We start from the raw sequence: 21006 nt of genomic DNA, 5'->3' as shown, positions 1-21006 counted from the left end.
AGCCGGACTATTCCGCCGGCTGCGCGTGGGTGGTTCCCCTCGGCGCTTTACCTTCGTCCAAAGTCTCCTCGACCCAGATCGAATGGTGTTCTTTTGCCCAGTTCAGGTCGACGTCGCCATTGCCCATCGCATCGAATGCGCCTTCCATCCCGACCGAGCCCAGGTAGATGTGAGCGAAGATCAGGCAGATCATGGCCACAGCAACGATGGCGTGCCAGAGCGAGTTGTACTGCTGCTCCTGGATGACCGAATAAGGCGGCTCGGGCAGACCGAGCCAGGCAGGAACGTCGAGGCCGATCGAGGAAAGCGCCGCGAACGTATCGGAGAAGAATGCATGTTCGAACGGGAACAGCAGCGCCCAGCCGGAAACCCCCAGAGACAGGCCGCCGATCATTACGAGCCAGAAGATGATCTTTTGGCCCGCATTGAATTTACGGGAGGGCGGATGGACGTTCTTCGAGAACAGGCCACCACCTTTGGCAAGCCAAACGAGATCGTGCCTGTTGGGAATGTTGTGAACGACCCACAAGACGAAGGCCACGGCCAATCCGAGCAGGAAGGCGAAGGCGACGTAATTGTGCGTGAACTTGAGGAAGCCGCTCATCGGACCAAACGCCTCCTTACCGATAAGCGGCATCACCAGATCGCGCCCGAAGGAAATGTTGAGGCCGCTCAACGCCAGCACGATGAACGAGAGTGCCATCAGCCAGTGCGCCGTGCGCTCGATGAGTGAGAACCGCTTGATCGTCACGCCGGCCTTACCGTGCTCGATACGGATGCGGCCGCGGATCGCAAAAAACAGCGCCAGCAGGATCAACGTGGCTATCATTGCGAGGCCGAGATAGTCGTAAAGCGGTCCGTTTCGCATGAGGCGCCAGTCCTCACCGTCGGACTGCACCAGCACGCCGGCCTTGCTGTCGGGAATGGACACTGTGCCGGAAACGCCCTGCCGTACGGCCCTCCAGACCTCGGCATCGGAGGTCGTGCCAAGCGCATCGCCGGGAACGGAACCGCCGACCGGCCCCCCGGCTTCCGAGGAGACCGCCGTGTCGGGCGGACGCACGGAGCTTTGCGCAAACGCATCGGCAGGCGCAAAGCCGGCGAGAAGGAGTGCCAAGGCAAGGACCGGAAGCAGTGACGCGGCGCGGGTCTTGAAGTCGCGGACGGCGTTCAGGCGGGACATGGAAAGATCTCCCTCACGGGTGCTGGGAAACTGAAGAAAAGGAATGATCGCGCGGCGGAACATGCGTTCGCCAAGCGCGCACCAGAAAGACAAGCGGCCACGCGGGCCGCTTGTCTTGCCTTGCCGGAATAGGGCGAGCGCTTATCCCCCGACTTTCTGGTCATAGGCTGTGCCCCAGCCCCACGCACCAGAACCGAATCCACGGGCGACGACGCGCTCGCGGTAGATTGCCGAGACGACGTCGCCGTCGCCCGCCAACAGAGCCTTGGTCGAGCACATTTCCGCACACAGCGGAAGCTTGCCCTCGGCGAGCCGGTTGCGGCCGTATTTCTGGAACTCGGCTGCGGAGTTGTCTTCCTCCGGTCCGCCGGCGCAGAAGGTGCACTTGTCCATCTTGCCGCGCGATCCGAAATTCGACGCCTGCGGATACTGCGGCGCTCCGAACGGACACGCATAGAAGCAGTAGCCGCAGCCGATGCACAGATCCTTGGAGTGCAGCACCACACCGTCGTCGGTGGTGTAGAAGCAATCCACGGGACACACCGCTGCGCACGGAGCGTCGGAGCAGTGCATGCACGCGACCGAGATCGACCGCTCGCCCGGCTTGCCGTCATTGATGGTGACGACGCGCCGGCGGTTGACCCCCCACGGAACCTCATTCTCGTTCTTGCACGCGGTGACGCAGGCATTGCACTCGATGCAGCGTTCCGCGTCGCAGAGGAACTTCATTCTTGCCATTTTCTATTCCTCCTGATCAGGCCCGCTCGATGCGGCACAGCGTTGTCTTGGTTTCCTGCATCTGGGTCACCGAGTCGTAGCCGTAGGTTTGAGCGGTGTTACAGGCCTCTCCGAGAACAAACGGATCGGCGCCGTCGGGATATTTCGATCTCAGGTCGTTGCCTTGGAAATAACCGCCGAAGTGGAACGGGGTGAACACAACTCCCCTGCCCACACGCTCGGTGACCATGGCACTGACCCTGATCTTTCCGCCTTCCGGACTGTGCAGCCAGACGGCTTCCTTGTCGCGGATTCCGAGGTCGTTCGCGTCGATCGGGTTGATCTCCACGAACATGTCCTGCTGCAGTTCGGCGAGCCACGGGTTGGAGCGCGTCTCGTCGCCTCCGCCCTCGTACTCGACCAGCCGGCCGGACGTCATGATCAGCGGGAAATCCTTCGAGAAGTCGTTCTTCTGGATGGATGCGTACGCCGTCGGCACGCGCCAGAAGGTCTTGTCCTCGTAAGTCGGATATTCCGCCACCAGATCGCGGCGCGGCGTGTAGAGCGGCTCGCGGTGGATCGGCACCGGATCCGGGAAGGTCCACACGACAGCACGGGCCTTGGCGTTGCCGTAGGGCGCGCAGCCATGCTTGATCGCGACGCGCTGGATGCCGCCTGACAGGTCGACCTTCCAGTTCACCTTGTCGATCTTCTCCTGTTCGTCGGAGCCGGCGACCTTCTTGATGGCCGCCATTTCCTCGTCGGTCAGATCGCCATCCCAGCCGAGGCTGCGCAGCATGCCGACGGTGAACTCGGGATAACCGTCCTCGATCTCCGAGCCGACCGGCCACGAACCTTCGGCCAGAAGGTTATCGCCGTCGCGCTCGACACCGAAGCGGGCGCGGAAGCCCATGCCGCCCTCGGCCACCGGAATGGAGACATCATACAGGTTCGCCGAACCCGTGTGCCCCATTTCCGCCGTACCCCAGCACGGCCACGGAAGTCCGTAGAACTCCCCGTCATGCTCTCCGCCAATGCCGCGAAGCGTGGTCTTGTCGAAGGTATGCTGGTTGGCCATGTGCGACTTGAGGCGTTCCGGCGACTGGCCGGTGTAGCCGATGGTCCACATGCCGCGGTTGAACTCCCGCGTCAGGTCTTCCACCAGAGGCTCGCCGTTTTCGACCGCGATGTTGCGGAACATGCGATCGGCAAAGCCGAACTTTTCCGCAAACTTGTACATGATCGTGTGGTCGGGCAGCGACTCGAAGAGCGGCTCCACCACCTTTTCACGCCACTGCAGCGAACGGTTCGACGCCGTCACCGAGCCATAGGTCTCGAACTGGGTCGAGGCCGGCAGGAGGTAGACGCCGTCGGTGCGGTCCTGCAGCACCGCGGACATGGTCGGATACGGGTCGATTACGACCAGCATGTCGAGCATGCCCATCGCCTTCTGCATCTCCGGCAGGCGGGTCTGCGAGTTCGGCGCATGGCCCCAGAACACCATCACGCGGGTATTGTCGGGCTGTTCCAGGTTTTCCTTGGCTTCGAGCACGCCGTCGATCCAGCGCGAGACAGGAATGCCCCGCTCGTTCATCATCGGCTTGTTCTTGCCGTCCTTGCCCTTCATCGTCGCGAACTGGCCCTTCAGCCAGTCGAGGTCTTCTTCCCACACGCGCGCCCAGTGGGCCCACGAGCCGGCCGTCAGGCCGTAATAGCCCGGAAGCGTATCGGCGAGCACGCCGAGGTCGGTGGCGCCCTGAACGTTGTCATGGCCGCGGAAGATGTTGGTTCCGCCGCCGGCGGTTCCCATGTTGCCGAGCGCAAGCTGCAGGATGCAGTAGGCGCGGGTGTTGTTGTTGCCGTTGGTGTGCTGCGTTCCGCCCATGCACCAGATCACGGTGCCGGGCCGGTTGTCGGCCATCGTGCGGGCAACGCGCTTCAACTGCGATCCCGGAACGCCGGTGACGTCCTCGACCTTCTCCGGCGTCCACTCGGCCACCTCGGCACGAATCTGGTCCATTCCCCAGACACGGCTCTTGATGAACCCCTTGTCTTCCCAGCCATTGGCGAAGATGTGGTGCAGGATGCCCCAGATGAGCGCAACGTCGCTGCCCGGCCGGAACCGGACATATTCGTCGGCGTGGGCCGCCGTGCGTGTGAAGCGCGGGTCGCAGACGATCAGCGGCGCGTTGTTCTCCTCCTTCGCCTTCAATAGGTGCAGCAGCGACACCGGATGCGCCTCGGCAGGGTTGCCGCCGATCAGGAAGATCGCGCGCGAATTGTGGATGTCGTTGTAGGAGTTCGTCATCGCGCCGTAACCCCAGGTGTTGGCAACACCCGCGACCGTGGTCGAGTGACAGATGCGCGCCTGGTGGTCGACGTTGTTGGAGCCCCAATAGGCGGCCAGCTTGCGGATGAGATAGGCCTGCTCGTTGGAATGCTTCGCCGAACCCAGCCAGTAGACGGAATCAGGCCCCGAGGTTTCGCGCACCTCGAGCATCTTGTCGCCGACCTCGTTGATCGCCTCGTCCCAGCTGATCCGCTGCCACTTTCCGCCGACGAGCTTCATCGGGTACTTGAGGCGGCGTTCGCCATGGGCGTGCTCGCGCACCGATGCGCCCTTGGCGCAATGCGCTCCGAGATTGAACGGAGAATCGAAACCCGGCTCCTGGCCGATCCAGACGCCGTTGGAAACTTCCGCGATAACGGTGCAGCCGACGGAACAGTGGGTGCAAACCGACTTCTTGATCTCAATGTTTCCGGCGCCGGCGGCTCCCGCAGCTTCGGCCCTGCGGACCATTCCACCCGACAGGGATGAAATCGCCGCCGCCCCGCCAATGGCGAGACCTGAGCGTTTCAGAAAAGTCCGGCGGTCAACCGCCTGATTTCCCAGCTCCGAAAGCGCAGATGACAACCGGGGGCCTCTCGCAACCCCATTTGCCTTCTTTCTAAGCATTTTCGTCTCCGTTGTGTCGTCGCATGTCGATGCGACCTTTCATGCAACCGGCGTCAGAAACGCGCGGTCTTGTAAAATGACTTCACGTGATCGGTTTCGGAATACCCCGATGCGGCTTCATCGACCGCCAGTTCGGTCGCCTCAGCCTGCTTGCCCGCAACAAGCGCCACGCCACCCGTCACAGTGCCGAGCCCGGCAATCTTCAGAAAGCCGCGACGATCGGTTTTCGTCTCGTCGACCTTGGCCGTCATCCTGCTTCTCCTTCCATGGCGCCCGCTCTCTCAATCTTCACTCTAACCGGCCGGGCGCCTTCACCGGTCACGGCAGTGAATCAGCACGCTACATTTCGAATGCAGCGTCCTCGATCTCCATGAATATGCGGCCGATAGAACCGATCGGCTTCAACAGTTTCGCATTCTTCGCCTTTTCCAGATCGCGGAAGAAGTGCGGCATCCATGAACCCAGATGCTTGGTAAAAAAATCCTTCTGCGTCGCAAGAGAAGCGGGGCCGGCGAAAGAGCCGTCGATCAGCCCCGCCATCATCTCGCACAGCGCGCCGGCGTGATCCTCCGGCTCCTTGCGGTCTTCTGCCCGGGCGATTCCGAGCGGCGCCATGTCGTTGCGCAGCCTGGCAAGCGGTTTCTCGTTCAGGAAGCCGGTGAGGTAGTAGGACCCGTAGGGAACAAGCTCGCCGCGGCCGATGCCGATAAAGAGATCCTGATACTCATCCTGGGCGTCGGCAACAGTCGCCGCAGACGCCGCGCCGCGAAGCGCGTCGAACGCCGTTCCGAGATCGGTGCCGTCACCTGACATGCCGCGCAGCACCCCGAGGAATTGCTCGTCTGCCGGCGCGGACAATGCCCTGGCCAGCAGTCGGTACACATTCGCTCTGAGGAGATCGGCTTCCGCGATCGTCTTGACGGTTTGATTCTGGCTCAAACTCTTTGCTTCCTCCACCTCCAAAATGAAGCACCAACTCCCTTGAATGACAACAGTTTTCCATGTTGCGCCGCGGAAGGTAATCAGGGCCGATTTTCGCCGAGAAGCCCATCCACGGGGGGTTCGCGGCTCGACCCGCCGCAGCTATGCGACTAAGGTATTATAAAGTTGGTGGATAAAATGGCCGCCGCTCCCTCCGGCAAGCCCGCCCCATCCGCAGAAAGTCGCTTCCCCTGCCCTAGCGGCACGGCAGAATCACGTTGCCAAACAACGCGTTTTGCGATTTTTTGCGTTCTTCCCCCGCAATTCGTGCGGGATTGCCCCAGCCGGGTTCATTCGAGCCGATCGGGAGATTGAGGCTGGTGGGCATATCATGATGAAAGAGGAGCAATCATGACTAAGAGAATCGTGAAGACGTTGCTCGCCGCAACGGTACTGAGCATGGGATTCGCCGCGGCGGCAAACGCTAAGACGTTGGTCTACTGCTCGGAGGGATCGCCTGAGGGTTTCGACCCGGCGCTCTATACCGCAGGCACGACATTCGACGCTTCATCGAAGCCGATCTACAGCGGCCTCGTACAGTTCGAGCCCGGCACCACGAACGTCGTGCCGGATCTCGCCGAAAGCTGGGAAGTGTCGGACGACGGTCTGGAGTACACCTTCAAGCTTCGTCCGGGCGTCAAGTTTCATTCGACCGACTATTTCACCCCGACGCGCGACCTGAACGCCGACGACGTGATCTTCTCGTTCGAGCGCCAGATGGACAGCGAGAACGCTTATAACGCCTATGTCGAAGGCGCGAGCTGGGAGTATTTCAACGGCATGTCGATGCCTGACCTGATCGAATCGATCGAGAAGGTGGACGACATGACGGTAAAGTTCGTTCTGAGCCGTCCGGAGGCTCCGTTCGTCGCCAATCTCGGCATGGACTTCGCGTCGATTTTCTCGAAGGAATACGCCGATCAGCTGGCCGAAGCGGGCAACGAGTCCGACCTGAACCAGAAGCCGATCGGCACTGGCCCATTCCAGTTCGTCGCCTACCAGCCGGACGCCGTGATCCGCTACAAGGCGCACCCGGACTATTACGCAGGAAAGCAGGCGATCGATGATCTGGTGTTCGCGATCACGACCGACGCCTCCGTGCGCCAGCAAAAGCTGATGGCGGGTGAGTGCCACGTCATGCCTTATCCGAATCCGGCCGACGTGGAGTCGCTGAAGAGTGCGGACGGCGTTGAGGTCATGCAGCAGGAAGGCCTGAACGTCGGCTATCTGGCCTACAACACCCAGCAGGCGCCCTTCGACAAGCCGGAGGTCCGCAAGGCCCTCAACATGGCGATCAACAAGCAGGCTATTCTCGATGCGGTCTTCCAGGGCGCCGGTCAGGCGGCGAAGAACCCGATCCCGCCGACCATGTGGTCCTACGACGACACCATTGAGGACGATCCGTACGATCCGGAAGCAGCCAAGAAGATGCTCGAGGAAGCCGGCGTGAGCGACCTGTCGATGAAGGTCTGGGCAATGCCGGTTCAGCGTCCGTACAACCCGAACGCCCGCCGCATGGCCGAACTGATCCAGGAAGACTTCGCCAAGATCGGCGTGGACGTCGAGATCGTCTCCTACGAGTGGGGCGAGTATCTCGAGCGTTCGAAGGCAACGGATCGCGACGGCGCGGTGCTGCTCGGGTGGACCGGCGACAACGGCGATCCGGACAACTTCCTCGCGGTGCTGCTCGGCTGTGATGCTGTGGGAGGCTCCAACCGCGCGCAGTGGTGCAACGACGAGTTCAACGATCTCGTCATGAAGGCCAAGAGCGGCGAACAGGAAGAACGTGCCGCGCTCTACAAGCAGGCGCAGGAGGTCTTCAAGCGCGAGGCGCCATGGGCCACCATCGCTCACTCGGTGGTCTTCATGCCGATGCGCGACAATGTCGAAGGCTACGTGATGGACCCGCTGGGCGGTCACAATTTCGAGGGCGTCGACATCGCCGAATAATTCTTGCGGAAGACAACTGCCCGGGTTTCTGACCCGGGCAGTTTTTTTATGGTATTGCTACCGGCAATTGCCTGATCCTCTGACCGTCCCGGAAAGCAGATCGCCCAGCTGATGCTTCGTTTTTTCCTTTACCGTGTCGCCCTTCTGATCCCGACGTTCATCGGCGTCTCCATTGTGGCCTTCGCATTTATCCGCCTGCTGCCGGGCGACCCCATCATGCTGCTCGCAGGTGAGCGCGGAATGAGCGCCGAGCGGTATCAGGAGTTGCAGGCGGTATACGGGTTCGACCGTCCATACCTTGTCCAGTATTTCGACTATGCCTGGGGCATCCTCCAAGGTGATTTCGGGCAGTCCATCGTTACCAAGAGGCCGGTGCTTGAGGAGTTTTTCACGCTATTCCCGGCAACGATCGAGCTTTCGCTCTGCGCCATCATCCTGGCGGTCGGCATCGGAATACCGGCTGGCGTTCTGGCTGCCGTCAAGCGCGGCTCATGGCTCGACCAGACCATTATGGGAGCAGCGCTTACCGGTTATTCCATGCCGATCTTCTGGTGGGGGCTGCTGCTGATAATCTTCTTTTCCGGCACGCTCGGCTGGACGCCGGTGTCCGGGCGCATCTCGCTTCTCTATTATTTCGAGCCGGTCACGGGTTTCATGCTGATCGACAGTCTTCTTTCTGGCCAGGCCGGGGCCTTCAAGTCGGCCGTCAGCCATTTGATCCTGCCTACGGTCGTGCTCGCCACCATCCCGCTTGCCGTGATTGCCCGGCAGACGCGCTCCGCGATGCTGGAAGTGTTGGGCGAAGACTATGTGCGCACGGCGCGTTCGAAGGGCCTCGCACCGCGCCGGGTAATCGGCCTTCACGCCCTTAGAAACGCCCTTATTCCGGTGGTGACGACCATCGGCCTGCAAGTCGGCGTCCTGCTTGCCGGCGCCATCCTCACCGAAACCATCTTCTCCTGGCCGGGCATCGGCAAGTGGATGGTCGATTCGGTGTTCAAGCGCGATTACGCAGTGGTCCAGGGCGGACTGCTGCTGATTGCCAGCCTCATCATGATCGTCAACCTGCTTGTCGACGTTCTTTACGGCCTCATCAACCCGCGCATCCGAAAGTAAGGCAATCCAGTGGTTCATATCGAAGCGCAAGAAGCAGCAGCAGGAACCAAGCCCGCAGGCCCCACGACCGCCTGGGCGATGCGTGGCGCCATGCTCAGGGAGTTCTGGTTCTACTTCCGCCAGAACCGCGGAGCCGTGATCGGTCTGGCCATTTTCACGATCGTGGTCCTCATTGCCGTTCTCGCGCCTCTTCTGGCGCCACACAGCCCGACGCTGCAGAACCGCGACGCGCTGCTCCTCCCACCGATCTGGGCCGACGGTGGTTCATGGACCTATGCGCTCGGCACGGATGCAGTCGGCCGTGACATCCTCTCGCGGCTGATCTACGGCGCCCGGTTTTCTCTGTTCATCGGCGTCGTCGTCGTGACGCTTTCAGTCACCGTCGGCGTAGTGGTCGGTCTCATTGCCGGTTTCTTCGGCGGCTGGATCGACACCGCCATCATGCGTGTGATGGATGTTATCCTGGCATTTCCCTCGCTGCTCCTGGCACTCGTGCTTGTGGCGATCCTCGGGCCTGGCCTCATGAATGCGATGATAGCCATCGCGCTCATCCTCCAGCCGCATTTCGTGCGGCTGACGCGGGCCTCGGTTCTTTCCGAGCGCAACCGCGAATACGTCATTTCGGCGCGGGTCGCCGGGGCCAGCAAGCTGCGACTGATGTTCGTGACCATCCTGCCGAATTGCCTGGCGCCGCTGATCGTGCAGGCGACGCTGGCCTTCTCCAACGCCATTCTCGACGCCGCAGCGCTTGGCTTCCTCGGCATGGGCGCCCAGCCGCCGACACCGGAATGGGGCACGATGCTGGCCGAGGCGCGGGAATTCATCCTGCGCGCACCGTGGGTGGTCACGTTCCCGGGCCTCGCCATTCTGGTCACCGTGCTCGCCATCAACCTGATGGGCGACGGCCTGCGTGACGCGCTCGACCCGAAACTCAAGCAGAGCTGATCCGATGGCCCTCCTCGAAATCGAAAACCTGTCCGTCACGTTCGCCACCTCCGGCGGGGAGTTCAGGGCGGTGGACGAGGTGTCGCTCGTCTGCGACCGGGGCGAAATCCTGTCGATCGTGGGCGAATCCGGTTCGGGCAAATCCGTCTCGATGCTGGCCCTGATGGGGTTGCTGCCGTGGACCGCCACGGTGACCGCCGACACGATGCGCTTCGACGGAAGGGACATTCTGTCGATGTCGGACCGGCAGCGCCGCGAAATCATCGGCCGCGATATCGCGATGATCTTTCAGGAGCCGATGTCGAGCCTCAATCCCTGTTTCACGGTCGGCTTCCAGATCGGCGAAACCCTGCGGGTGCATCTCGGCATGGGCCGCGCCGAGCGCCGCGAACGCTCGATCGAGCTGCTGAAGCTGGTCGGCATCCCGGCCCCCGAAAAACGCCTCTCCCAGTTTCCGCACCAATTGTCAGGCGGGATGAGTCAGCGCGTGATGATCGCAATGGCGCTCGCCTGCAACCCGAAACTGCTGATCGCCGACGAGCCGACCACCGCGCTCGACGTCACCATTCAGGCGCAGATTCTCGATCTGCTGATCGGTCTCCAGAAGAAGAACGACATGGGCCTCATCCTGATCACCCATGACATGGGAGTCGTGGCGGAAACCGCCGAGCGGGTGCAGGTCCAGTATGCGGGGCAAAAGGTCGAGGAACAGCGCGTGCGCGAACTCTTCGACGACCCGCATCATCCCTACACGCAAGCGCTTCTCTCGGCCCTTCCCGAGCGCGCAACCCGCCATGGCCGGCTGCCTTCGATCCCCGGCGTCGTGCCCGGTCAGGGAGACCGGCCGGCCGGTTGCCTGTTCTCGCCCCGCTGCCGGTTCGCCACCGATCTCTGCCGGCAGACGGTCGAGCGCCAGGGTCCGGAATTCGGATACGCGCTGTGCAACTACCCGCTGAAGGAGGGTGTGCCGACCGGCCATCCCGGCGTGCCGGAATTGGAGAGTGCCCGATGAGCGCGCCGGTCCTGGAGAAGGTTGCCGACGCCGGCGAAACGGTGGTCGAGGCCCGCGATCTGCGCCGCTACTACGACATATCCGGCGGGCTCTTCAGCCAGGCCGGAATCGTCAGGGCGCTGGACGGTGTGAGCTTCAGGCTGCAGACCGGCAGGACGCTGGCGGTGGTCGGCGAGTCCGGCTGCGGAAAATCGACCCTCGCCCGGCTCGTGACGATGATCGAGAAGCCGACCTCCGGCACGTTGCTGATCGACGGCGAGCCGGTGACCGCTTCCACTGCGGAATTGCGCCGCAAGATACAGATCGTCTTCCAGAACCCCTATGGCTCGCTCAACCCGCGCCAGAAGATCGGCGCGATCCTGGAGGAGCCGCTGAAGATCAACACGCGCGACACCGCATCCGTCCGCAAGGACAAGGCCATCGCCATGATGGAGCGGGTCGGCCTGCGCAGCGAGCATTACGAACGCTATCCGCACATGTTCTCCGGCGGCCAGCGCCAGCGCATCGCCATCGCCCGGGCGCTGATGCTGAACCCGAAGATCCTCGTGCTCGACGAGCCGGTTTCCGCGCTCGACGTCTCCATTCAGGCGCAGGTGCTCAACATCCTGATGGATCTGCAGGAAGAGCTCGGGCTGGCCTATCTGTTCATCAGCCACGACCTTTCGGTGGTGCGGCATCTCGCCGACGAGATCATGGTGATGTATCTCGGCAAGCCGGTCGAATTCGGACCCTCCGAGGTTGTCTTCAATTCTCCGCGCCATCCCTATACGGCGGCGCTTCTGTCGGCGACCCCGGTCGCCGATCCGGGGCGCGAGAAGAAGCGTATCGCGCTGACGGGCGAACTGCCCTCCCCGCTCAACCCGCCCGCCGGATGCAGCTTCAATCCGCGCTGCTGGAAGGCGCAGGAAAAGTGCATCCGCGAGGAGCCGCCGCTGATGCCCGACGGGCCGCAGTCGCATGCCTGTTTTTTTCCGGTCGAGCGGGACGGCAACGAGTAGCGCGCTTCACGCCACCTTCTGATTGCCGGCAACGCCGCTCAGGATACTGCGTGCCGTGATCACGCCGACGGGCGCGCCATCGCGCATGACCTGAAGCGAGCCGCCGCTCTCGAGACAAAGATCCATGATCTCGGCGACGCTCGTGTCGTGCTCGACCTTGGGCGCGCCTTCGGGCGCCTGGCCATCCTGCATCACGTCTTCGGCACACAGCACTCCCAGCGGGTTCATATGCGCGACGAAATCGGCGACATAGTCGTTGGCTGGATTGCGAATGATCTCCTGCGGCGTTCCGCACTGCACGATCCGCCCGCCTTCCATGATCGCGATGCGGTCGCCGATCTTGAATGCCTCGTCGAGATCGTGGCTGACGAAGATGATCGTGCGCTTCAGGTTTTTCTGAAGATCCACCAACTCGTCCTGCAGCCTCGTCCTGATCAGCGGATCAAGCGCCGAGAACGGTTCGTCCATGAGGAGGATCGGCGCCTCTGTGGCAAACGCCCGCGCCAGCCCGACGCGCTGCTGCATGCCCCCGGACAGCTCCGACACCTTGTGGCCGGCCCAGTCGGTCAGGCCGACCATGTCCAGTTGCGCGCGCGCCTTTTTTTCCCGCTCGGCATGTGGAGCACCGGACAGCTCAAGACCGAATGCGACATTGTCCAGAACGTTCCGCCACGGCAGCAGACCGAATTGCTGGAAAACCATGGAGACGCGTTTGCGCCGTATCGAACGCAGCGTCGCCGCATCGGCATTTGTGATGTCGACCATGGCGTCGCCGCCATCGACCAGGACCCTGCCCCGGACGACGTGGTTCAGGCCGTTGACGGCGCGCAGAAGCGTCGACTTGCCAGATCCGGAAAGCCCCATAAGCACAAGTATCTCGCCGGACCGGACTTTCAGATCGCAGTCGTGAACGCCGAGAATCTGATCGGTCTTCTGCTGGATTTCCGCGCGGTCCTTGCCCTCGTCCATCAACGGCAGGGCATCTTCCGGCGAGCGGCCGAAGACGATGGAAACCTTGTCGAAGATGACCGCGTCGCCCATCACTTGCTCCCCTGCTCGATTCGCAACATGCGGTCCAGCATGATGGCGACGACGACGATGATGAAGCCACTTTCGAAGCCCAGCGCCGTGTTGACCGAGTTCAATGCGCGGACCACCGGCACGCCTAGGCCATCGGCCCCGACAAGCGCCGCGATGACCACCATCGACAGCGACAGCATGATCGTCTGGTTCAGGCCGGTCATGATCTGCGGAAGCGCCGACGGCAGTTCCACCCGCCACAGCTTCTGGGTCGGCGTCGCGCCGAAGGCGTCTGCCGCCTCGAGCAAGGGCTGCGGCGTCGAGGAAACGCCGAGGTGGGTAAGGCGGATGGGCGCGGGCAGGACGAAAATCACGGTCGCGATCAGGCCAGGCACCATCCCGATGCCAAAAAACACAATTGCCGGAATGAGATAGACGAAAGTCGGCAAGGTCTGCATGAGGTCGAGAACCGGCCGCATGAATTGATAGAGTCTCGGCCGGTGCGCGGAGGCGATGCCGATCGGAACTCCGACGGCCATGCAAACGACGCAAGCCGATAGCACCAGCGTCAGGCTCTCGGTCGTCTCCTCCCAGTAGCCCTGGTTGAGGATGAACAGAAATCCGACCAGAACGAAGGCGGCGGTCTTCCAGTTGCGCTGGAGACCGTAAGTGATCGCCACAATCGCCGCGACGACCACCAGCGGATGGGGCGTCTGCATGATCCAGAGCAGCGCCTCGATCAGCATTTCCATGGCGGCGGCGAGGCCGTCGAAAAACCACCCGGCATGGGTCTGGAGCCACTCGAACACCGCCTTGGCGCTCTGCCCAACGGGAATTTTTGAGTCGGTCAGCCAATCCATGCCCGGTATCCTTCAGATATGCGGCGTGGAGATGAGGGGTATCGCGCCCCGACGCTCGATACGCCCCGGGCAAGAGCCCGGGGCGTCAAATCGGTCATCAAAGACCCAGGTCGGCTTTGACGGCAGCCATAGCGTCCCCGCCGTCGATGGTGGTCACGCCATCGAGCCACGTATCGAGAACACCGGGATTGGCCTTGAGCCAGGCCGCGGCGGCCTCGTCCTGATCAGTGCCGTCGTTGAGGATCGCGCCCATGATCTCGTTTTCCATCTCGAGCGTGAACTTGAGATTGCCGAGAAGCGCGCCGACGTTCGGGCATTCTTCGGCAAAGCCGGCGCGGGTGTTGGTATAGACCGTCGCGCCGCCCAGATCCGGACCGAAATAATCATCGCCACCGGTGAGGTAGCTCATTTCGAAATTGGCGTTCATCGGATGGGGTTCCCAACCCAGGAAGACGATCGGCTCGTCGCGCTTCGACGCGCGGTCGACCTGCGCCAGCATGCCCTGCTCCGAACTTTCCGCCACTTCGAAGCCCTTCAGGCCGAACGCGTCGGACTCGATCATGTCGATGATCAGCCGGTTGCCGTCATTCCCGGGCTCGATGCCGTAGATCTTGCCGTCCAGCGCGTCCTTGTGTTTGGCGATGTCGGCAAAATCGGCAATGCCGAGATCGGCGGCCGCCTTGTTGACCGCCAGCGTATATTTCGCGCCTTCGAGGTTCTCGCGAACAGTGACGACGCTGCCATCCTCGCGGTATGGAGCGATATCGCCTTCCATGGTCGGCATCCAATTGCCGAGAAACACGTCTACATCGCCCGACTTCATCGAGGCGTATGTCACCGGCACCGACAGAACCTTCACGTCGACTTCATAGCCGAGCGCTTCCAGTACAGTCTTGGTTGCCGCGGTCGTCGCCGTGATATCGGTCCAGCCGACGTCCGAGAAGGTCACTTCTTCGCATTGTGCAAAGGCAATACCAGTGCTCGCGGCGAGCGCGGCCAGGCTGGTCAAGGTGGTCTTGAAAAAGGTCATACCGTCACTCCCGTTCGGTAATCCGTCCAATCGCGGATTTTTTCTTGATTGACGGGTCAATAAAAAACGATATTTTCGGAAATGCAACCGTTGAAGCGCTTTTTGATGTGAGGCGATGCCCAAATACGGCATGGAACCGATACGCCGGACGGCGTTGATTGACGCGACGATCCGTGAAATCGGACGTACCGGTTCGCTTGATGTGACGGTTAGCCAGATCGCCGGCCGCGCCGGCATGTCATCGGCGCTGGCCCACCATTATTTCGGGTCGAAGGACCGCATATTTCTTGCGGCAATGCGGCAGATCCTGACCCTGTTCGGGGAAGAAGCGCGCGTCAGGCTGGCCACCGCAGACACACCCCGTGAGCGCCTGGACGCGATCATCAATGCTTGTTTCTCCGACGAGCAGTTTGATCCCGATATTATCGCTGCTTGGCTCTTGTTCTATGTTCAGGCGCAAACTTCTCCGGACGTCGCACGGCTGCTCCGCATCTACCGCAAGCGCCTGCACACCAATCTTGTCTCCTGTCTCGTCAAACTGGTGAACAAGCCAGCGGCCGAAAGGATCGCGGCCGGACTTGGCGCGCTGATTGATGGCATTTATCTGCGCCACGCCCTGCCGGGCAAAGCCCAGAGCGAAGCAGTCACCCGGGCAATGGTCTTCGACTATCTGGACCTCACCTTGATACGGGAACGTCAGCGGGCCGCGGCCTGAGGACAAACAGCAGGAATCAATCAAGCCAATGCGTGTCGAAGTCGCAGCGAGTCATTTTGTCGCCGGAAAACCTTTGGATGACCCGGAAGGAGCGCCGATCCCGACGCTCTATCCGGCAACGGGAGAGACCATCGCCACCCTGCACGGCGCAACCGATGCAATCATCGAGAAGGCGATTGCGAGCGCGGTCGAAGCTCAACGTGAATGGGCAGCATTGGCTGGCGTAGAACGCGGACGGGTGCTTCGGCGCGCCGCGGACATCATGCGCGAACGCAACCGCGAACTTTCCGAACTGGAGACCTTCGATACCGGCAAGCCCCTTCAGGAGACGCTCGTTGCCGACGCCGCATCCGGCGCTGACGCGCTTGAATATTTCGGCAGCCTGGCCGACGCGATTTCCGGCGAGGCGAAGGAGTTCGGCCGCGACTTCGCCTATACGCGCCGCGAACCGCTCGGCGTCTGCGTCGGCATCGGTGCCTGGAACTATCCGATTCAGATTGCCAGTTGGAAGGCCGCCCCGGCGCTTGCCTGCGGTAACGCCATGGTCTTCAAGCCTTCGGAGATGACGCCGCTCTCTGCGCTCAGGCTCGCGGAAATCCTCGTGGAGGCGGGCGCCCCCGCTGGCCTGTTCAACGTTATTCAGGGACTCGGCGACGTCGGCGGCAAGCTCATTTCCGATCCGCGCGTCGCCAAAGTGTCGCTCACGGGCTCGGTTCCCACGGGCCGGAAGGTCTATGCCGGCGCTGCCGAAGGATTGCGGCATGTCACGATGGAACTCGGCGGGAAGTCACCGCTCATCGTCTTCGGCGACGCAGACATCGAGGACGCCATCGGCGGGGCGATGCTGGGCAACTTCTATTCCAGCGGCCAGATATGCTCCAACGGCACACGCGTTTTCGTCGAGCGCGGCATCCGCGATAAATTTGTCGAGCGGCTGGTCGAACGCACCCGCGCCATCGTGATAGGCGACCCGATGGACGAGGCGGTTCAGATGGGACCGCTGGTCTCATCGGCGCAGCGCGACAAGGTGATGGGTTATATCGAGACCGGACGGACGGAGGGTGCAACGCTCGAGATCGGCGGAAATGTCCCGAACATCCAAGGCTTCGAAGACGGTTGTTTCATCGAGCCGACCGTCTTTTCCGGCGTGACCGACGACATGACGATCGCCCGCGAGGAGATATTCGGACCGGTGATGTCCGTGCTCGACTTCGACAGCGAGGACGAGGTGATCGACCGCGCGAACGCCACCGAGTTCGGGCTCGCTGCCGGCGTGTTCACGCGCGACATAACACGTGCACATCGCGCCGTAACGCGCCTTCAGGCCGGAACCTGCTGGATCAACGCCTATAATCTGACGCCCGCCGGCATGCCGTTCGGCGGCGTCAAGGCGTCCGGCTTCGGCCGCGAAAACGCGGCCGCTGCGATTGACAGCTATAGCCAGGTGAAGAGCGTCTATGTCGGGCTCGGCCCGGTCGACAGCCCCTACTGAGAGAATGGAACACGCCTTGGAAGCCGATTTCATCATCATCGGATCGGGTTCGGCCGGATCGGCCATGGCCTACCGGCTCTCGGAAGACGGCCGGCACTCGGTTATCGTGCTCGAGGCGGGTGGAACCGATGCGGGACCCTTCATTCAGATGCCGGGCGCCCTCTCCTACCCGATGAACATGAGGCGCTACGACTGGGGCTACCAGTCGGAACCCGAGCCGCATCTCGACGGACGACAACTCGCCTGTCCGCGCGGCCGGGTGATCGGCGGCTCCTCCTCGATCAACGGCATGGTCTATGTACGCGGTCACGCCCGTGACTACGACCACTGGTCCGACGAAGGCGCCGCGGGCTGGGCCTACGCCGACGTGCTTCCGTATTTCAAGCGCATGGAGAACTGGCATTCGGGCGGTCACGGGGGCGATCCCGACTGGCGCGGCAGAAACGGGCCCCTTCACGTGTCGCGCGGCACGCGGGAAAACCCTCTGTTCGACACCTTCGTGAAAGCCGGCGGGCAGGCCGGATTCGAGCTCACCCCGGACTACAACGGCGAGAAGCAGGAAGGATTCGGGCCGATGGAGCAAACGGTCTGGAAAGGCCGCCGCTGGTCCACTGCCAATGCCTACCTCAAGCCGGCGCTGAAGCGCGACAATTGCCGGCTCGTGCGCGCGCTCGCCAACCGCATCGTGTTCGAGGAAAACCGCGCCACCGGCGTCGAGATCGAGCGCGGCGGCAGGACGGAAATCGTCCAGGCGCGTCGCGAGGTCGTCATCGCCGCGTCCTCGATCAACACCCCGCAACTGCTGATGCTGTCGGGGATCGGCCCTGCCCCGCATCTGGCGGAACACGGCATCGGCGTCGTCGCCGACAGGCCCGGCGTCGGCCAGAACCTGCAGGATCATCTCGAACTCTATATCCAGCAGGCCTGCATCAAGCCGATCACGCTCTACAAATACTGGAACCTGTTCGGCAAGGCATGGGTGGGCGCAAGGTGGCTGTTCACCAAGACCGGCCCCGGCGCCTCCAACCAGTTCGAGAGTGCCGCCTTCCTGCGTTCGAAGGCGGGCGTCGAATATCCGGACATCCAGTATCATTTCCTCCCGATCGCCGTGCGCTACGACGGACAGGCAGCGGCCGAGGGCCACGGCTTCCAGGCACATGTCGGTCCAATGCGCTCGCCCTCGCGCGGTTCGGTCACGCTGAAGTCGGCCGATCCCCGTGAGGCGCCGGCCATCCGGTTCAATTACATGAGCCACGAGCAGGACTGGGCCGATTTCCGCCACTGCATCCGCCTGACGCGGGAAATCTTCGGGCAGCAGGCCTTCGACGAATACCGCGGCAAGGAAATTCAGCCCGGCGCGACCGTCCAGTCGGACGACGAGCTGAACGACTTCATCCGCGCTCATGTGGAAAGCGCCTACCACCCGTGCGGCACGGCCCGGATGGGACGCACCGATGACCCGATGGCCGTGGTCGACCCGCAATGCCGGGTGATCGGCGTGGAGGGTCTACGCCTCGCCGACAGTTCGGTCTTCCCGCGGATCACCAACGGCAATCTCAACGGCCCTTCGATCATGGTCGGCGAAAAGGCATCGGATCACATTCTCGGCCGCACGCCGCTGCCACCCGAGAACGCCGAACCGTGGATCAATCCGCGCTGGCGCGACTCCGATCGCTGAGGCGTCCAGGGCGCCGATCCCCTACCTCGGAAAAAGAGACGGCCGGACCGGCGTTTCCCCCTGTCCGGCCGCTTTCCGCCGTGGTGCTGTGGCGTAACGAAATCGGTTTTCTAGAAGTCTTCCCACTCGTCGTTGTTGGCCGCGAGGGCCGTGTTGCCGCCGAATGCGCGGGCGACATTTCCGACCATCGCCCGTGCGGGTGACGACACCGGCTTGTCGGTCTTGCCCTCCGCGGCACGAACTGCCGGCGCGCTCATTTTCTGCGTAGTCCGCTCGCCCATCGAGAATTTGGCGACCAGCGTCTGCAGGCCGGTCGAGTCATCCCCGAGGCGGTGGGTGAGCGCATTGGTTTCCTCGACCATTGCGGCGTTGCGCTGGGTGACCTCATCGAGCTGTGTTATCGCGACCGAGATTTCCTTCAGGCCTGTCGACTGCTCGGAAGCGGCCTTGGCGATCGACTGGATGTTCTCGTTCACGTCGATGACCTTCTCGGAGATGCCGCGCAGCGCCTCGCCCGTCTTGTTGACGAGTTCCACACCGACCGAGACCTCGTTCGTCGACTTGGTGATCAGTTCCTTGATCTCCTTTGCCGCGTTGGCGGAGCGCTGCGCCAGTTCGCGCACTTCCTGCGCGACAACCGCAAAGCCCTTGCCGGCTTCCCCGGCGCGCGCCGCCTCGACGCCGGCATTCAGCGCCAGCAGGTTGGTCTGGAAGGCGATCTCGTCGATCACCGCGATGATCTTGGCGATCTCCGAGGAAGCCTTCTCGATCTGTCCCATCGCGGCAACCGCGTCGGTGACGATCTGGCTTGAGGCTTCGGTGTCGGTCTTGGTTGCACCGACCTTCGAGCTCGCCTCGCGCGCCCGTTCGGCGGCACTGGTGACCGTCGCGGTGATCTCCTCGATCGCGGCGGATGTCTCCTCGAGCGAAGCGGCCTGCTGCTCGGTACGGCGCGACAATTCGTCGATCGCGCTGCGCATTTCCGCCGAACCGCCCTCGATCGCTTCCGACGTGTCGCGAACGTCGCTCAGCGCCTTGCGAAGGTGCTCGACCGACGCATTGAAGTCGGTGCGCAGCGAATCCAGCCCCTCCATGAAGGGCGTGTCGATCTGGACCGCCAGATCGCCCGCCGACAGCTTGCGCAGACCTTCGCCCAGCGCCGTTACGGCCGCGTTGGTGCGCTCCTCGCGCTCCCGGCGCGAGGTCTCGCGATCCTGGCGCTCGGACTCGGTCATCGAGCGGGCTTCCTCGGCCTCGCGCTCGATCTCCGCCTTGGCGAGAGCGTTCTCGCGGAACACTTCGAGCGCACGTGCCAGGCCGCCGATCTCGTTGCGGGCCTCGGTATGGGGCACCTCAAGCTCGACATCCCCGTCGGCGAGGCGCTGCGCGGTTTCCGTCAATTGCGGGATCGGGCGCAGGATCGACCGCGACAGCAGCGCCATGCCGATCACGGAGGCGACGAGCACCAGCAGCGAAGCGATCTCCAGGGCGGTGGTCATGTCCTTTGCGAGGGCGGTGATGACGGACTTCTCAACGCCGGCATAGAGTATGCCGATGATCTTGCCGGCCGGCGAATAGATCGGCTCGTAAATGGTGAAGTAGGGCGTGCCCAGGATCACCGCTTCGCCGCGGAAGGTCTTGCCGGCGGTCAGGACCGGGTAGACGGCGCCGTTCTGGCCAAGCTGCGTGCCGACGGCGCGATTGCCGTCCGGCTTGATGATGTTGGTGGTGCGCCGCCAGAAGTCCCTCGACTCTTCTTCCCAAGCAAAAACCGTCGCGGTCTCGCCTGTCATACGGCCGATCGTGTCGATCATGTCGTGCTGCTCGAAGGCCGTTGGAATTGACTCCATCACGATCTTCTGGACGTTGCCGTCGGCATCCCATGTCACTTCCGTTCCCGGAATGTCGCGCTCAACAATGGTCGCCGCGACGCGAAGGCTTGCGTCCTGGCGGGCGACTGCCTCGTCCGCGATCCGCGCCGAGATGATCATGTAGACTGCCGCCGATACCGTCAGCAGCGCGAGTGTGAGCATCAGCGCCGTAGACGCGGTAACCACACGTACCAGGCTAAATCGCGAAAAGAGATTCATCGAGCCCCTCCAGTTGGAACATTGCGCCACGCGCGACGGAGGCCTCTCCGGCCCCCCAAGGCCGAATCCGTTCGCGTGGACAGTAATGAAAAGAAAAGTGAAAGCATGAGGCCGTCGTTATTGTTGGACACGCAACAAAGGGGAAACGACGTCATGTCGGTAAATATACCGGGCGCACAGCCCTGGTATCTTCACCTGCCAGCTAAGATTTGAAAGTATAAGACAGGGTTAAGCAGCACTACCAAATCTTGCTATAACCCAAG

Annotated in this window: 17 protein-coding genes; 8 read left to right on the top strand and 9 right to left on the bottom strand. The window is 62.5% G+C overall.

Going from position 1 to position 21006, the window contains the following annotated elements; translation table 11 throughout:
- Positions 1-7: 7 nt before the first annotated feature.
- From LC298_RS15900 to LC298_RS15880, 5 genes are all read right to left on the bottom strand, one after another.
- The gene (locus tag LC298_RS15900) at positions 8-1183 is read right to left on the bottom strand and encodes a formate dehydrogenase subunit gamma (RefSeq protein WP_131570994.1); all 1176 of its coding nucleotides are present in this window, start codon (positions 1181-1183) and stop codon (positions 8-10) included.
- 141 nt (positions 1184-1324) lie between these two features.
- Complete coding sequence (gene fdh3B, locus LC298_RS15895; protein ID WP_131570997.1) at positions 1325-1921, bottom strand: formate dehydrogenase FDH3 subunit beta; 597 nt, start codon at positions 1919-1921, stop codon at positions 1325-1327.
- A 16-nt stretch (positions 1922-1937) separates the two neighbouring features.
- Positions 1938-4856 carry a formate dehydrogenase subunit alpha gene (locus LC298_RS15890; RefSeq protein ID WP_131571000.1) on the bottom strand — a complete coding sequence of 973 codons (2919 nt, stop codon included), beginning with the start codon at positions 4854-4856 and terminating at the stop codon, positions 1938-1940.
- Between the two features lie 53 nt (positions 4857-4909).
- Positions 4910-5107, bottom strand: coding sequence for a twin-arginine translocation signal domain-containing protein (locus LC298_RS15885; protein ID WP_131571003.1), 198 nt, complete (start codon positions 5105-5107; stop codon positions 4910-4912).
- A gap of 88 nt (positions 5108-5195) precedes the next feature.
- Positions 5196-5795 (bottom strand): TorD/DmsD family molecular chaperone, encoded by a 600-nt coding sequence (locus LC298_RS15880; protein ID WP_131571006.1) that lies wholly within the window; start codon positions 5793-5795, stop codon positions 5196-5198.
- 393 nt (positions 5796-6188) lie between these two features.
- On the opposite strand from LC298_RS15880, the gene LC298_RS15875 reads away from it, so the two are divergent.
- From LC298_RS15875 to LC298_RS15855, 5 genes are all read left to right on the top strand, one after another.
- Positions 6189-7787, top strand: coding sequence for an ABC transporter substrate-binding protein (locus LC298_RS15875; protein ID WP_131571008.1), 1599 nt, complete (start codon positions 6189-6191; stop codon positions 7785-7787).
- Between the two features lie 111 nt (positions 7788-7898).
- Positions 7899-8903: an ABC transporter permease subunit gene (locus LC298_RS15870; protein WP_131571011.1), complete on the top strand. Its 1005-nt coding sequence runs from the start codon at positions 7899-7901 to the stop codon at positions 8901-8903.
- A 78-nt stretch (positions 8904-8981) separates the two neighbouring features.
- Positions 8982-9848: an ABC transporter permease subunit gene (locus LC298_RS15865; protein WP_131571187.1), complete on the top strand. Its 867-nt coding sequence runs from the start codon at positions 8982-8984 to the stop codon at positions 9846-9848.
- A gap of 4 nt (positions 9849-9852) precedes the next feature.
- A complete protein-coding gene (locus LC298_RS15860; protein ID WP_131571015.1) occupies positions 9853-10860 on the top strand; it encodes an ABC transporter ATP-binding protein in 1008 nt (335 codons plus the stop codon).
- A complete protein-coding gene (locus LC298_RS15855; protein ID WP_131571018.1) occupies positions 10857-11858 on the top strand; it encodes a dipeptide ABC transporter ATP-binding protein in 1002 nt (333 codons plus the stop codon). The genes LC298_RS15860 and LC298_RS15855 overlap by 4 nt, the downstream gene beginning before the upstream one ends.
- A 6-nt stretch (positions 11859-11864) precedes the next feature.
- Here LC298_RS15855 and choV read toward each other — a convergent pair whose 3' ends face one another.
- The 3 genes from choV to LC298_RS15840 form a co-directional block, all read right to left on the bottom strand.
- Positions 11865-12899, bottom strand: coding sequence for a choline ABC transporter ATP-binding protein (choV, locus tag LC298_RS15850; protein WP_131571021.1), 1035 nt, complete (start codon positions 12897-12899; stop codon positions 11865-11867).
- Complete coding sequence (gene choW / locus LC298_RS15845) at positions 12899-13738, bottom strand: choline ABC transporter permease subunit (RefSeq protein WP_131571024.1); 840 nt, start codon at positions 13736-13738, stop codon at positions 12899-12901. Before choW ends, choV begins: the two co-directional genes overlap by 1 nt.
- A 97-nt stretch (positions 13739-13835) precedes the next feature.
- Positions 13836-14768, bottom strand: a complete 933-nt coding sequence (locus LC298_RS15840) for a choline ABC transporter substrate-binding protein (protein WP_131571027.1) — start codon at positions 14766-14768, stop codon at positions 13836-13838.
- 115 nt (positions 14769-14883) lie between these two features.
- Here LC298_RS15840 and betI point away from each other — a divergent pair, with 115 nt between their 5' ends.
- The 3 genes from betI to betA are packed head-to-tail and all read left to right on the top strand — an operon-like array spanning position 14884 to position 18653.
- Positions 14884-15483, top strand: a complete 600-nt coding sequence (gene betI, locus LC298_RS15835) for a choline-binding transcriptional repressor BetI (RefSeq protein ID WP_131571030.1) — start codon at positions 14884-14886, stop codon at positions 15481-15483.
- Between the two features lie 28 nt (positions 15484-15511).
- A complete protein-coding gene (gene betB / locus LC298_RS15830) occupies positions 15512-16975 on the top strand; it encodes a betaine-aldehyde dehydrogenase (protein ID WP_131571033.1) in 1464 nt (487 codons plus the stop codon).
- Positions 16976-16991: 16 nt separating this feature from the next.
- Positions 16992-18653, top strand: a complete 1662-nt coding sequence (gene betA / locus LC298_RS15825) for a choline dehydrogenase (protein WP_131571036.1) — start codon at positions 16992-16994, stop codon at positions 18651-18653.
- Between the two features lie 110 nt (positions 18654-18763).
- Here betA and LC298_RS15820 read toward each other — a convergent pair whose 3' ends face one another.
- On the bottom strand, positions 18764-20743 hold the full coding sequence (locus LC298_RS15820) for a methyl-accepting chemotaxis protein (RefSeq protein ID WP_131571041.1): 1980 nt from the start codon (positions 20741-20743) through the stop codon (positions 18764-18766).
- Between the last annotated feature and the right edge of the window lie 263 nt (positions 20744-21006).

This window comes from Oricola cellulosilytica (assembly GCF_019966575.1).
Lineage (GTDB): Bacteria > Pseudomonadota > Alphaproteobacteria > Rhizobiales > Rhizobiaceae > Oricola > Oricola cellulosilytica.
Note: the sequence above shows the minus strand (reverse complement) of the source record. Positions and strands in the feature narration are given on the sequence as shown.